Origin of the sequence: Nonomuraea sp. NPDC049419, assembly GCF_040676995.1 — a bacterium.
Lineage (GTDB): Bacteria > Actinomycetota > Actinomycetes > Streptosporangiales > Streptosporangiaceae > Nonomuraea > Nonomuraea salmonea.
Map to the genome: position 1 here is coordinate 339,465 of NZ_JBFAQB010000007.1, position 13,289 is coordinate 352,753.

Sequence of the window (13,289 nt, forward strand, 5' to 3'; positions counted from 1 at the left end):
ACCTTGTGACGTCGGGTAAATCAGTCCTTAAGCGGAGGTATGGGGGAAGTGTCGAAAGTCACGTTCCGCGAACGGGCGCGGTACTGGTTCGACAACACCATGTCGAAGGGGACGGCGTCGCTCATCGGGTGGCTGGCGATCGTGTCGGCCGCGCTGATGGTGGTCGTGACGGGACTGACGCTGTGGCTGGCGCCCAACGAGCCCGAGGGTGTCGACCACGCCGGCGAGCTGCTGTGGATCTCCCTCATGCACGCCCTGAGCCCGGGCAAGGTCGCCAGTGACGAGGGGTCCATCACCTACGTCGCGATCATGTTCGCGATGTCGCTCGGCGGGTTGTTCATCGTCAGCATGCTGGTGGGTCTGCTGTCCAACGGCCTCAAGCAGAAGGTGGACCGGCTGCGCAGGGGGCGCTCGCGGATCGTGGAGCGCGGGCACACGGTCATCCTCGGCTGGTCGGACCAGGTGTTCACGATCATCTCCGAGCTGGTCAAGGCGCAGGCCAGCCAGAAGCACTCCGTCATCGCGATCCTGGCGGAACGTGACAAACTCGAGATGGAGGAGGACATCCGCGAGCGGCTGGGCGGCCTCGGCGGCACCCGCGTGGTGTGCCGTACGGGACGGCCGACCGAGCCGCGCGACCTCGCGCTGATGAACCTCTCGACCGCCAGCTCCGTCGTCGTGCTGTCGCCCGCACGCGACGACCCCGACGCCCACGTCATCAAGATCCTGCTCGCGCTGGCCAAGCGCGAGGGCGTGCGCCCTCCGGTGGTGGCCGCCCTCACCTCCAGCCGCAACATCGCCGCCGCCCGCCTGGCCGGCGGCGAGGACGTGCACCTGGTCGACTCCGACGACACCGCCTCGCGGCTGATCGTGCAGTCCTCCCGCCAGTCCGGCATGTCCGTGGTCTGCATGGACCTGCTGAACTTCGACGGCGGCGAGATCTACCTGCGCACCCCGAAGAAGCTGCTCGGCGTCACGTACGGGGACGCGCTGCACGCGTACGAGACGGCGTCCGTGATCGGCCTGCGCCGCCCGTCCGGCATCGTGCTGAACCCGCCGCTCGACACCGTCATCAACGACGGCGACCAGGTCATCATCATCGCCGACGACGACTCGCACGTCCGCCTCGCGGCCGGCAGGCCCGCGCTGGAGGAGGCGGCGATCGTCACGGCGGGGAAGGCGCCCACCCAGCCGGAGCGCACGCTGCTGCTCAACTGGAACGGCCGCGCCGAGCAGATCATCCGCTACCTCGACGGCTACGTCGCCCCCGGCTCGGTGCTGGAGGTCGCCACCGACCACCCCTCGGCCGGGACGAACCTCACCGGCCTGCGCAACCTCACCGTCAACGTCAAGGACTGCGACACCACCGACAGGTTCGCCCTGGAGTCGCTCGGCGTCGGCCTGTTCCAGCACGTCATCGTGCTCTCCGACGACCGGTTCGACCCGCACCACGCCGACACCCGCACGCTCATGACGCTGCTGCAGCTGCGCGACATGCAGAAGACGCTGGGCGAGCACTACTCGATCGTCAGCGAGATGCACGACGAGAACAACCGCGCGCTCGCCGAGGTCACCGAGGCCGACGACATCGTGATCAGCGACACCGTCATCGGCCTGCTGCTGGCCCAGCTCGCCGAGAACCGGCACCTCGCGGACGTCTTCGGCTACCTCTTCGACTCGCGCGGCTCGGAGATCTACCCCCGCCCGGCCTCCGACTACGTCAAGACGGGCGTGGAGGTGTCGTTCTCCACCGTGGTGGAGTCGGCGCGGCTCAGGGGAGAGACCGCCATCGGCTACCGCGACAACCTGGGCAGGAACGATCCGCCGCACTACGGCATCGTTCTGAACCCGGACAAGACGCGGCCGATCGTGCTCGGCGAGAGCGACTCGGTCATCGTCCTCGCCGAACGATGATGGCTGCCAGGAGATTGGGTTAGCGTTCTGTCGTGAGGACCATCGACTGGGTCGACGACGCCGTCGAGATCATCGACCAGACCCTGCTGCCCGACAAGTGCGTGATGCTGCGCATCCACACGGTCGCCGAGCTCGTCGACGCCATCAGGCGGCTGGCGGTGCGCGGCGCGCCCGCGCTCGGCGTGGCGGGGGCGCTCGGCGTCGTGCTGGCCGACGGCGACCCCGACCAGATCGCCGCGCTGCGCGCCGCCAGGCCGACCGCCGTCAACCTCGCCTGGGGCGTCGACCAGGCCGCCGCCCACCTCGACGAGGGCCGTGCGGCGGTGCTGGCCGCCGCCCTGCGCGTACGCGACGACGACCTCGCCGCGAGCCGGGCCATGGGCGAGCGCGGCGCCGCCCTGCTCGAAGGCGACCGGCTGCGCATCATGACCGTGTGCAACACCGGCGGGCTGGCCGCCGTCGAGCGCGGCACCGCGCTCAGCGTCGTCCAGACGCTGCACGAGCGCGGCCGGCTGGCCGAGGTGCTGGTGCTGGAGACCAGGCCGCTGCTGCAGGGCGCGAGGCTCACGACCTGGGAGCTCGGCAGGATGGGCGCGCCGCACCGGCTCATCGCCGACTCCGCGGGCCCCTATCTGCTGGCGCGGGCCGACGTCGACGCCGTGCTCATCGGCGCCGACCGCATCGCCGCCAACGGCGACACGGCCAACAAGATCGGCTCGTACGCCCTCGCGCTCGGAGCGGAACGCGCCGGGGTGCCGTTCATCGTGGTCGCGCCGGAGTCCACGATCGACGAGGACACCCCGTCGGGCGACAAGATCGAGATCGAGGACCGCGGCGCCGACGAGATCGTCTCCGTACGCGGCGTGCGCATCGCCCCCGAGGGCACGCAGGCGCTCAACCCGGCCTTCGACGTGACGCCCCACGACCTCATCACCGCCATCGTGACCGACCGGCGGGTGATCAGACCGTAACCGAAATCGCCGATCCTGGGACCGTTCCGCGTCCTCCGGGTTACGCTCAGTCGTCACGACAGCGACTCTCGGAGCTCATGGTGGCCATCGACCTGGTGTTACGGCGCGACTGGAACGCCCGCGCCCCGCGCGGCGACTACACACAGCTCGACTCCACCCAAGGGGTCAAGGTTCACTACACCGGCGGCAGGGTCGATGAGGCGATCGTCGGCGACCACGAGCGCTGCGCGGCGCTGGTGCGCTCGATCCAGGCCCACCACATGGACGGCAACGGCTGGATCGACATCGGCTACAGCTACGTCGCCTGCCCGCACCGCAAGGTGTTCGAGGGCCGGGGCCTGCACCACCTGCCCGCCGCCAACGGCCCGGGCCTGAACGCCGGCCACTACGCCGTGCTCGGCCTGGTCGGCAACTCGGGTCTGGTCAGACCGCCCGACGGCCTCCTGCACGCCATCGTCGACGCCATCGAGTTCGTCAGGAAGAACGGCAGCGCGGGCAAGGAGGTCAAGGGTCACCGCGACGGCTACGCCACCGACTGCCCCGGCGAGCCCCTCTACGCCTGGGTCCGGCGCGGCGCGCCGCGCCCGGCGGGTGGCGGCGACGGCGGGGGAGGCGGGCCGGCAGCACGGCCGTCCCCCGGGAGGCTGCGACCTGGCGCCTGACTTGGGAGGCTTAGACCCGGGGTTACTGGGTTCGGGTGGTTCCGCCTACTATCCGAACCATGGAACTGGCAGCGGGGTTCGCGCCCACCTCACGGGACGACTGGCGGGCGCTGGCGGCGGAGGTGCTGCGCAAGTCGGGAGCCGAGACGTCCGCGCCCGAGGAGGCGCTGTCCAGGACGACGTACGACGGGCTCACGATCGCCCCGCTCTACGACGCCGATGACCTGCCCGGCGACCCCGGCTCCCCGGGCGCCGCCCCCCACGTGCGCGGCGCGCGGGTCACCGGCGGCTGGGACGTACGCCAGCGGCACGCCGTCGCCGACCCCGAGGCCGTGCTCACCGACCTGGAGAACGGCGTCACCTCGCTCTGGCTGGTCGTCGGCGACGGCGCCATCCCGGTGAGCGCGCTCGGCAGGGTGCTGGAGAACGTCTACCTCGACCTCGCGCCCGTCGTCCTGGAAGCGGGGGAGCAGACCCCCGAGGCCGCCGAGGCCCTGCTCGCGCTGGCCGCGGAACGCGGCGTCGAGCCGTCGGGCAACCTCGGCGCGTCGGCGGCGTACGGCACCGGCGGAGCCGAGCTGGCGCTGCGCTGCGCCGAGCGGCATCCGGGGCTGCGGGCCGTCACCGTGGACGCCACGCCGTACCACGACGCGGGCGGCAGCGACGCCGAGGAGCTGGCCTGCTCGATCGCGGCCGGCGTCGCCGAGCTGCGCGCGCTCACCGAGGCCGGGCTGAGCGCCGGGCAGGCGCTCGGGCAGCTCGAGTTCCGCTACGCCGCCACCGCCGACCAGTTCGCCACCATCGCCAAGCTGCGCGCCGCGCGCCGCCTGTGGGCCAGGGTCGCCGAGGTCTGCGGTGCCCCCGGCGCGGGCGGGCAGCGGCAGCACGCCGTCACCAGCTCCGCGATGATGACCGCCCGCGACCCGTGGGTCAACATGCTCCGCACCACCCTGGCCTGCTTCGGCGCCGGTGTCGGCGGGGCGGCGGCGGTGACCGTGCAGCCGTTCGACGCCTGCCTGGGGCTGCCCGACGACTTCTCCCGCCGCATCGCCCGCAACACCCAGTCGCTGCTGCTGGAGGAGTCGGGCCTGGGGCGCGTCATCGACCCGGCGGGCGGCTCCTGGTACGTCGAGCGCCGCACCGCCGACCTCGCCTCCGCCGCCTGGGCCTTCTTCCAGGAGATCGAGGCGGCCGGCGGCATCCTGGCGGCGGGGCCGCTGATCGCCGCCCGCATCGCCGCCACCCGCGAGCGCCGCGACGCCGACATCGCGCACCGCCGCTTCCCCATCACCGGGGTGAGCGAGTTCCCCGACCCTGCCGAGAAGCCGCTGCGGCGCGCGCCCGGCAGGACGGACGAGCGGGCGGAGCCGCCCAGGATCCGGTACGCCGAGCCGTACGAGCGGCTGCGCGACCTGGCCGACGCGCAGCCCGAGCGGCCCAAGGTGTTCCTGGCCACGATCGGCCCCCTGGCCGCCCACAGCGCGCGGGCCACGTTCGCCGCGAACCTCTTCCAGTCCGGCGGGCTGGCGGTCGAGACGGCCGGGCCGGGCACAGACCCCGGGCGGATCGCCGCCGCGTTCGCCGCCGGCGGCACCACCGTGGCCTGCCTGTGCTCCACCGACCAGCTCTACGAGCAGCACGCCGCCTCCGTCGCCGCCGCCCTGCGCGAGGCCGGTGCGAAGAAGGTGTGGCTGGCGGGGAAGGGACGTTATGAGGGGATCGACGCGAACCTCTACGCCGGGTGCGACGTGCCCGCCGTGCTCCGCGAGACGTTCGACGACCTGGAGGTGACCCGATGATCCCGGACTTCTCCGGCATCCCGCTCGGACCCCTGCCCGCGGACGGGCCGGGGGGTCCTGAGCCGGAGGGCGAGGTGTGGGAGACGCCCGAGGGCATCGCGGTCAAGCCGCTCTACACCGCCGCCGACCTGGACGGGCTGGACTTCCTGCGGACGTATCCCGGCGCGCCGCCCTACCTGCGCGGCCCTTACCCCACCATGTACGTCAACCAGCCCTGGACGATCCGCCAGTACGCCGGTTTCTCCACCGCCGAGGACTCCAACGCCTTCTACCGGCGCAACCTGGCGGCCGGGCAGAAGGGCCTGTCGGTGGCGTTCGACCTGGCCACCCACCGGGGCTACGACTCCGACCACCCGCGCGTCGCGGGCGACGTCGGCATGGCGGGGGTGGCGATCGACTCGATCTACGACATGCGGCAGCTGTTCGAGGGCATCCCGCTCGACCGCATGTCGGTGTCCATGACGATGAACGGCGCGGTGCTGCCCGTCCTGGCCCTCTACATCGTGGCGGCGGAGGAGCAGGGCGTCGCGCCGGAGCAGCTCGCGGGGACCATCCAGAACGACATCCTCAAGGAGTTCATGGTCCGCAACACCTACATTTATCCGCCGGCTCCGTCGATGCGCATTATTTCGGATATTTTCGCTTATACGAGTGAGAAGATGCCGAAATTCAACTCCATCAGTATTTCCGGCTATCACATCCAGGAGGCCGGAGCCACGCTGGATCTGGAGCTGGCGTACACACTCGCCGACGGCGTCGAATATCTGCGCGCCGGCACCGCCACAGGGCTCGGCATCGACCGGTTCGCGCCCCGGCTGTCGTTCTTCTGGTGCATCGGCATGAACTTCTTCATGGAGGTCGCCAAGCTGCGCGCCGCCCGGCTGTTGTGGGCCAAGCTCGTCTCCGGCTTCGGCGCGAAGAACCCCAAGTCGCTGAGCCTGCGTACGCACAGCCAGACCTCCGGCTGGTCGCTGACCGCACAAGACGTCTTCAACAACGTCGCCCGCACCTGCGTCGAGGCCATGGCCGCCACCCAGGGCCACACCCAGTCGCTGCACACCAACGCGCTCGACGAGGCGCTCGCCCTGCCCAGCGACTTCTCCGCGCGCATCGCCCGCAACACCCAGCTGCTGCTGCAGCAGGAGTCGGGCACCACGCACGTCATCGACCCCTGGGGCGGCTCCTACTACGTCGAACGCCTCACCCACGACCTCGCCGCCCGCGCCTGGGACCACATCCAGGAGGTCGAGTCGGCCGGCGGCATGGCCAAGGCCATCGAGGCGGGGCTGCCCAAGCTGCGCATCGAGGAGGCCGCCGCGCGTACGCAGGCCCGCATCGACTCCGGCAGGCAGCCGGTGATCGGGGTCAACAAGTACCGGGCCGAGGGTGACCGCGACATCGAGGTGCTCAAGGTCGACAACAGCGCCGTACGGGCCAGCCAGCTCGACAAGCTGGCCCGGCTGCGGGCCGAGCGCGACCCCGACGCCGTACGCCGCGCGCTCGACGCCCTCACCAAGGCCGCCTCGCACCCGGCGCCCGGCCTGGAGCACAACCTGCTCAAGCTGTCCGTGGACGCCGCCCGCGCCAAGGCCACCGTGGGGGAGATCTCCGAGGCCCTGGAGAAGGTCTTCGGCCGGCACGCCGAGCAGGTGCGTACGATCACTGGCGTGTACCGCGACGAGTCAGGCCAGGCCGCCAACATCGAGCGGGCCCGGCGGGCCTGCGACGCCTTCGCCGAGACCGAGGGGCGCAGGCCGCGCATCCTGGTGGCCAAGATGGGGCAGGACGGCCACGACCGCGGCCAGAAGGTGATCGCCACCGCCTTCGCCGACCTCGGGTTCGACGTCGACGTCGGCCCGCTGTTCCAGACGCCCGAGGAGGTCGCCCGCCAGGCCGTGGAGGCCGACGTGCACATCGTCGGCGTCTCGACGCTGGCGGGCGGGCACCTCACGCTGGTCCCCGCCCTGCGCGACGCCCTCGCCGCCCTCGACGCCGCCGACATCATGATCGTCGTCGGCGGCGTCATCCCACCCGGCGACCGGGACGAACTCCGCGCCGCCGGCGCCGCCGCCATCTTCCCCCCGGGCACGGTGATCGCCGACGCCGCCCTCGACCTGCTCGAACAACTCAGCAAGCGCCACTAGGCCACGGACGAACCCGAGAGCTGTCGGGTCCGCTCACCCCGCGCGTCTCAGCAGGTGCGCGGGGCTGGGTGGCGCGGAAGGCGAGGGCCCGGGCCCTGCGGGAGAGCTGCGGGACCTGGGCCGCTCGGGAGGTCTGCCGGGTGGGTCGGGAGGGTCAGTAGGTGCCCTGTTCGCACATGGGGACCGAGACCGTGCGTTCGACGGTGACCGGGGAGGTGATGCGCAGGGTGACGCGGTGGACGCCGCCGGTGCTGCGCAGGGTGCGGGGTGCGGCGAGATAGCGCTCGCCGTTCGCCGAGATCACCGCCGAGGAGCGGGCGATCGACGTGCCGTCCACGAGCCAGGCGTAGGTGAAGGTGGTCGCGGTGCCGGTACGCCGAATCAGGGCCTGGAGCGTCACCTGGCCGCCCGACCAGCAGTCGCCGCTCCTGGTGCCGCCGGGGCGCACGTAGACGAGGCGGAGCCGGTTCGCGCCCGAGGTGGTGCTGGTCGTGCGGTCGTCGGCCGGGACGGTGGTCGCGGTGCCGTCCGACTGCGGGGTGGGGCGCCGGCTCCTGGCCTGGCCGGACGACGGGTCGGCCGGTGCGGTGGCCGGTGCGGTGGCCGATGGTGCGGCCGATCGAGTGGCCGCCGGTGTGGTGGGGGTGCCGCTGCTCGCGGGCACCTCTCCCGTCTTGGGGGTCGGCTCCGTCGGGGTGAGCCAGACGATCGCGCCGGCCAGCGCGCACACGGACACGCCGGAGACGCCCGCGACGGCCACGGTCTTGACCCGGCGCCGCCGCGACGGCTTGCCCGCCTTACCCGCGCCCTTCCCGCTCTCCTGCCCGCCGGCCGCAGCCTGCCCACCGCCCCCGGCGCCGCTGAACCCGCCGTCGCTACCGCCGCTGCCGAACCCGCCGCTGCCGAACCCGCCGCTGCCGAACCCGCCGCTGCCGAACCCGCCGCTGCCGAACCCGCCGGCGACGGCATCGAACCCGTCCGTCGCAGCGCCGTGCCCGGCCTCCGTCCCGCCGGGTCCGCCCGCCGGGGTGTGGCCGCCGGGTCCGACCGCCCGGGTGGGGCCGTCGGCCGTGCGCGAGGCGGCCGGTGCGTCGAAGGCGACGGGCGCGCCCAGCGGCACGCCTGCTCCGCGCCGCTCCCGCTCGCCGGAGGACGGCTCCACGGTGGACGACATGTCGAACAGGGCCTGCAACGACGCGGCCGTCTGCCCGTTCTGCCCGCTGACCTCGTGCCCGCCCTGCTCGGGCCGCTGGTGTTCGTCGCGCCCGCGCACATCACCGCGCACGTCACCGTGAGCGTCACCGTGAGCGTCGTGCGGACGAGCCCGCCCGCGCGGGTCGTGCGGATGCGGGCCGCCGTGCGCGCCGCGGGGGTCACCGCCGCCGTGGGGATCGTGCGGGCGGGCGTGGAGGTCTCCGGAGACGGGGTCTTGGGCGGGGCCGAAGTCGCGGGTCGTCGCCTCGGCGGGGCGGCGGCGGGGCATCGGGGGCACGCCCTGCCTGTCCGGCGTGTCGTAGGCGTCGGGGGCCGCGTGCGGGGCCAGGGTGCGGCGCGCGGGCGCCGTCAGCTCCAGCAGCACGTCACGCATCGACGGACGCGCCCCGGGGTCCTTGGCCAGGCAGGCGGCGACGATGTCGCGCAGCGGCCGGCCCAGCTCGCCGAGCTGCGGCTCCTCCCGCAGGATGCGGTTGATCACCGCGGGCAGCGCGTCATCGCCGAACGGCGGCACGCCGGTGGCCGCGAACACCAGGACCGACGCCCACGAGAACACGTCGGCCGCCGCCCCCACGGGCCGCCCGGCGAGCTGCTCGGGCGCCATGTACGCGGGCGTCCCCACGATGTTGCTGGTGGCCTTCATGCCCGAGCCGAGCGCCGCGGCGATGCCGAAGTCCACGACCTTGGCCCCGTCGGGGCTGAGCAGCACGTTGGACGGCGTGAGGTCGCCGTGCACGACGCCGGCCTGGTGGATGGCGTCGAGCGCGGTCGCGGTGGCCACGGCGAGCCGCTGCAGCTCCGGGCCGCCGCGCCGGCCGGCCTGCTGCAGCGAGGGCCCGTCCACGTACTCGGCCACGATGTACGCCCTGCCGCTGGTCGAGGCGTCGAGCACCCGCGCGAGGCAGAACGGCTCGACCGTGCGCGCGGCGGCGATGGCCGCGGCCAGGCGGTCGTCCAGGCGGTCGTCCACGGTGAGCCCCTCGCGCAGCACCTTCACGGCGACCGGGGTTCCGTTGCGTGCCTGGCCGAGGTAGACGACACCGTGGCCGCCCGCGCCGAGGCGCCCGACCAGCCGGTAGGGTCCCACCGCTGCCGGGTCGCCCTCGCGGAGGGGTTCGACGTTGGGCATGAGGGGAGTGACTCCTGTGACGGCTGAGATCAGAACTCCAGCACCCTACTGGCAAAAGTCAAGATTTGTCAGAAGTTAGGCTGATCAACTGCGAAGAAAGGGGTATGTGGGGTGCATTCGCTGGAGGACTACGCCCGCGGCGTCCGGGCCGGTTCGCGCACCTGGATCGCCCGCGCGATCACCTTGGTGGAGTCGACCAGACCCGACCACAACGCGCTCGCGCAACGGCTGCTCGTCGAGCTGACCCCGCTCACCGGGCAGGCCCGCAGGGTCGGCGTCTCCGGCGTGCCGGGGGTCGGCAAGTCCACGTTCATCGACGCCCTCGGCACCCGGCTGACCGGGCAGGGGCACAAGGTGGCCGTCCTGGCCGTGGACCCGTCCTCCACCAGGACGGGCGGCAGCATCCTCGGCGACAAGACCCGCATGTCCCGCCTGGCGGCCGACCCCGCCGCCTTCATCAGGCCCTCGCCCACCTCGGGCACGCTCGGCGGCGTCACGAAGGCCACCAGGGAGGCCATGGTCGTGGTGGAGGCGGCCGGCTTCGACGTCGTCGTGGTGGAGACCGTCGGCGTCGGCCAGTCGGAGACCGCGGTGGCCGACATGGTGGACACGTTCCTGCTGCTCACCCTGGCCCGCACCGGCGACCAGCTCCAAGGGATCAAGAAGGGCGTGCTGGAGCTCGCCGACGTCATCGCGGTCAACAAGGCCGACGGCGAGTACGAGCTGCCCGCGCGCAAGGCCGCCCGCGAGCTGGCGGGCGCGCTGCGCATGCTGCGCTCCGACGCGCCCCCGCCACCCGTCCTGACCTGCAGCGCGCTGACCGGAGCAGGGCTGGACGAGGTCTGGGCCAAGGTGCTCGCCCACCAGGAGGGCCTCGACCTCGCCGCCAAGCGCCGCCGCCAGCAGGTGGGCTGGACCTGGACCCTGGTCAAGGACCGGCTGCTGGCCGAGCTGCGCGCCGACCCCCGGGTGGCGGAGATCAGCGCGGAGGTCGAGCGCGAGGTGCTGGCGGGCGAGCTGACGCCCGCGCTGGCGGCGGAACGCATTCTGTCCGCATTCACCCGGTCCTGAACCGGCGGGCGGAGCAGCATCGGAACCCCGCAGGTGGAGATACCTCTCCCGGGGATGAGGATTCCCCCTCCGCCCCGCTCCGGCCCGGCGAAACCGCCCTGTGATCCATGCCACGATGGCGCCCAACCGACGTGGGGGAGGCGCACATGGGTGCGGAATCGATGCTGCCCGGAAGGGTGACCGACGAGCTCGAGGAGTACGGCCGCCTCCTCGACCGACACGGCATCACCTGGGGAGAACCGGAGATCCATTACGTGAAGTTCTTCGCCCGGCGGAGGGTCCTGCCGCCCGCGCTCTTCGACCGCTTCTGGTCCCTGGTCCTCCAGGCCGTCGCGGCCGACCACCCGGACGAGCCGCACGACCGGCTCGCCGCCCGGCTCGCCGAGCCCGACTACGACCGCGTCCTGCGCGACACCCTCGACGGTGAGCTGCCCGGCCACCTCGTCGCCGTCCGCATCAAGCAGGGCGGCGCGGTGCTGGAGGGCGCGCCGCGCACGGTGCTGATCGGCACGCAGGCGTCCCTCGCGGGCGGCGGCAGGAACGACCAGGTGCGCGGCCACGTGCCGTTCGTGGTGGAGCCGGGCGAGGCGCAGGCGCCCGAGCACGGCGGGTCCGCCGCGCCCTGGCAGGAGGCGCGCACGGCGGGGCTGCCCGGCCGCGGCGGCGAGCGGATCTCGCTGCTGTTCGACTCCAAGCGCGAGGAGCCCTGCCAGGTCACCGTCGACGGCACCGGCCGGGTGCTGGCGCCGTACGGCGCCTGGCTGGTGGAGGTGGACGAGGACAGCACGATCCTGGTGGACGGCGAGCGCGTCAGGCTCGACACGCTCGTGCGCCACGTGCCCGCGGCCAGGCTGCGGCTGTCGGCGGGCACGCCGTGCCGGTGGAGCGTCGTGGACGAGAACGGCAGCGGCTGGTTCCCCTCCGGCGTGCCGCACCGCTACGACTACCACGGCCGCCCCTACTTCCACGGCGACGACCTCGTCGTCGAGGTCCCCAGCCTGCCGCTGACCGTGCGGGCGGCCAGGGGCATGGAGTACGGCGAGCGCGAGTTCGCCCTCACGCCCGGCCCAGGAGCCGAGTGGCTCGTCGAGCTGACCCCGGACCGCCTGTACGACGCCGCCGCCCGCGGCTGGTACGGCGGCGACCTGCACGTCCACCTCAACTGGGCGGGCGACCTGGTGGCGGTGCCCGCCGACGCGGCCGCCGCCCAGCACGGCGAGGACCTCCACGTGCTCAACCTGCTGGCGGGCAACGTCTCGGGCCGCCGGGTCTACGACAGGGAGGCGCTCGAACACTGGACCGGCCGCGACCTGCCCTGGTCCGACGGCACCCACGTGGCCAGGATGGGCGTCGAATACCGCAACGACCTGCTCGGCCACGTCTACGCCTTCGCGCCGCGCTCGGCCCCCGGCCGCTACCACACGGGCTTCGACGGCGACGCCGACTGGCCGCCGAACGCCGACGGGCTGCGCGAGCTGCGCGGACTCGGCGCGCTGGTCGGCTACAGCCACCCCTTCCGCACCCCGATCGGCGACGGCGATCCGCCGACGGGCGTGGTCTCGCCGGTGCCACGCAACTGCGCCGCCCGCGAGCTGGTCGCCGACGCCGCGCTCGGGCTGGTGGACAGCCTCGACGTGCTCACCCACGCCTCCATCCCGGCCACGGCGGCGGTCTACCGGCGGCTGATCGGCGCGGGCAACCGGCTGGCCGTCACCGCGGGCACCGACGCGATGATCTCCTTCACCCGTTCCGACACCCAGTCGAACCCGCCCGGCTGGGCCCGCGTCTACGCGCAGGTGGAGGGGGAGCTGACGGCGCGCTCGTTCGCCGCCGCCGTACGCGCGGGCCGCACGTTCGCCACCACCGGCCCCTGGCTGGAGCTGAGCGTGAACGGCCACGGCCCCGGCCACGTCATCCACGCCACCGCGGGCGACCGCATCAGCGTCACGGCCGCCACCGTCGGGCCCGAGGCGGTGGCGATCCGCATCCGCACCGCCGACGGCCTGTGCGCGGGGGCCGAGCGGCTGGCCCCCGACGGCCGCGACTGCGGCGACGAGCTGCTGACCGTGACGGCCGAGCTGACGCTGGACGCGCCCACGTACGTGGTGGCCGAGGTCCTGTGCGCGCCGCACCCGCGCACGCTGACCGCCACCGGCTACGCGCTGACCAGCCCCGTCTACGTGGACGTGGACGGCCGGCCGGTGGCGAGGCGCGAGGACGTGCTGTGGTGCCTGGAGTGGCTCGACCTGCTGGAGCAGCTCATCCGCCAGCACGGGCGGCTGGCCAGCCCGTACCAGTTCGGCGACCACATGTCGCTGTTGCAGCAGGCCAGGGCGGTCTACACGAGCCGGCTCGAGTCCTAGACACCCCCGATGGGCGACCCC

General features: G+C 73.1%; 8 protein-coding genes. 7 read left to right on the forward strand and 1 reads right to left on the reverse strand.

Annotation, left to right across the window (positions count from 1 at the left end):
* Nucleotides 1-39: 39 nt before the first annotated feature.
* From AB0K12_RS23500 to scpA, 5 genes are all read left to right on the forward strand, one after another.
* On the forward strand, nt 40-1,914 hold the full coding sequence (locus tag AB0K12_RS23500) for a potassium transporter TrkA (RefSeq protein ID WP_364564827.1): 1,875 nt from the start codon (nt 40-42) through the stop codon (nt 1,912-1,914).
* Nucleotides 1,915-1,946: 32 nt separating this feature from the next.
* A complete protein-coding gene (mtnA, locus tag AB0K12_RS23505) occupies nt 1,947-2,885 on the forward strand; it encodes an S-methyl-5-thioribose-1-phosphate isomerase (RefSeq protein ID WP_364564831.1) in 939 nt (312 codons plus the stop codon).
* Between the two features lie 77 nt (nt 2,886-2,962).
* Nucleotides 2,963-3,547: a peptidoglycan recognition family protein gene (locus tag AB0K12_RS23510; RefSeq protein WP_364564838.1), complete on the forward strand. Its 585-nt coding sequence runs from the start codon at nt 2,963-2,965 to the stop codon at nt 3,545-3,547.
* Between the two features lie 59 nt (nt 3,548-3,606).
* Nucleotides 3,607-5,346, forward strand: coding sequence for a methylmalonyl-CoA mutase family protein (locus AB0K12_RS23515; protein WP_364564846.1), 1,740 nt, complete (start codon nt 3,607-3,609; stop codon nt 5,344-5,346).
* On the forward strand, nt 5,343-7,490 hold the full coding sequence (gene scpA, locus AB0K12_RS23520; protein ID WP_364564849.1) for a methylmalonyl-CoA mutase: 2,148 nt from the start codon (nt 5,343-5,345) through the stop codon (nt 7,488-7,490). The genes AB0K12_RS23515 and scpA overlap by 4 nt, the downstream gene beginning before the upstream one ends.
* Nucleotides 7,491-7,644: 154 nt before the next feature.
* Here scpA and AB0K12_RS23525 read toward each other — a convergent pair whose 3' ends face one another.
* Nucleotides 7,645-9,834 carry a serine/threonine-protein kinase gene (locus tag AB0K12_RS23525; RefSeq protein ID WP_364564857.1) on the reverse strand — a complete coding sequence of 730 codons (2,190 nt, stop codon included), beginning with the start codon at nt 9,832-9,834 and terminating at the stop codon, nt 7,645-7,647.
* A gap of 111 nt (nt 9,835-9,945) precedes the next feature.
* On the opposite strand from AB0K12_RS23525, the gene meaB reads away from it, so the two are divergent.
* Together meaB and AB0K12_RS23535 are read left to right on the forward strand one after the other, a co-directional pair.
* A complete protein-coding gene (gene meaB / locus AB0K12_RS23530; protein WP_364564860.1) occupies nt 9,946-10,905 on the forward strand; it encodes a methylmalonyl Co-A mutase-associated GTPase MeaB in 960 nt (319 codons plus the stop codon).
* A 146-nt stretch (nt 10,906-11,051) separates the two neighbouring features.
* Nucleotides 11,052-13,268 (forward strand): CehA/McbA family metallohydrolase, encoded by a 2,217-nt coding sequence (locus AB0K12_RS23535; RefSeq protein ID WP_364564863.1) that lies wholly within the window; start codon nt 11,052-11,054, stop codon nt 13,266-13,268.
* The last annotated feature ends 21 nt before the right edge of the window (nt 13,269-13,289 follow it).

Excerpts from the sequence above, each read along its gene's own strand:
- AB0K12_RS23515 (WP_364564846.1), top strand. The coding sequence starts at position 3,607 with ATGGAACTGGCAGCGGGGTTCGCGCCCACCTCACGGGACGACTGGCGG.
- AB0K12_RS23500 (WP_364564827.1), top strand. The coding sequence starts at position 40 with ATGGGGGAAGTGTCGAAAGTCACGTTCCGCGAACGGGCGCGGTACTGG.
- scpA (WP_364564849.1), top strand. The coding sequence starts at position 5,343 with ATGATCCCGGACTTCTCCGGCATCCCGCTCGGACCCCTGCCCGCGGAC.
- AB0K12_RS23510 (WP_364564838.1), top strand. The coding sequence starts at position 2,963 with ATGGTGGCCATCGACCTGGTGTTACGGCGCGACTGGAACGCCCGCGCC.
- AB0K12_RS23525 (WP_364564857.1), bottom strand. The coding sequence starts at position 9,834 with ATGCCCAACGTCGAACCCCTCCGCGAGGGCGACCCGGCAGCGGTGGGA.
- AB0K12_RS23535 (WP_364564863.1), top strand. The coding sequence starts at position 11,052 with ATGGGTGCGGAATCGATGCTGCCCGGAAGGGTGACCGACGAGCTCGAG.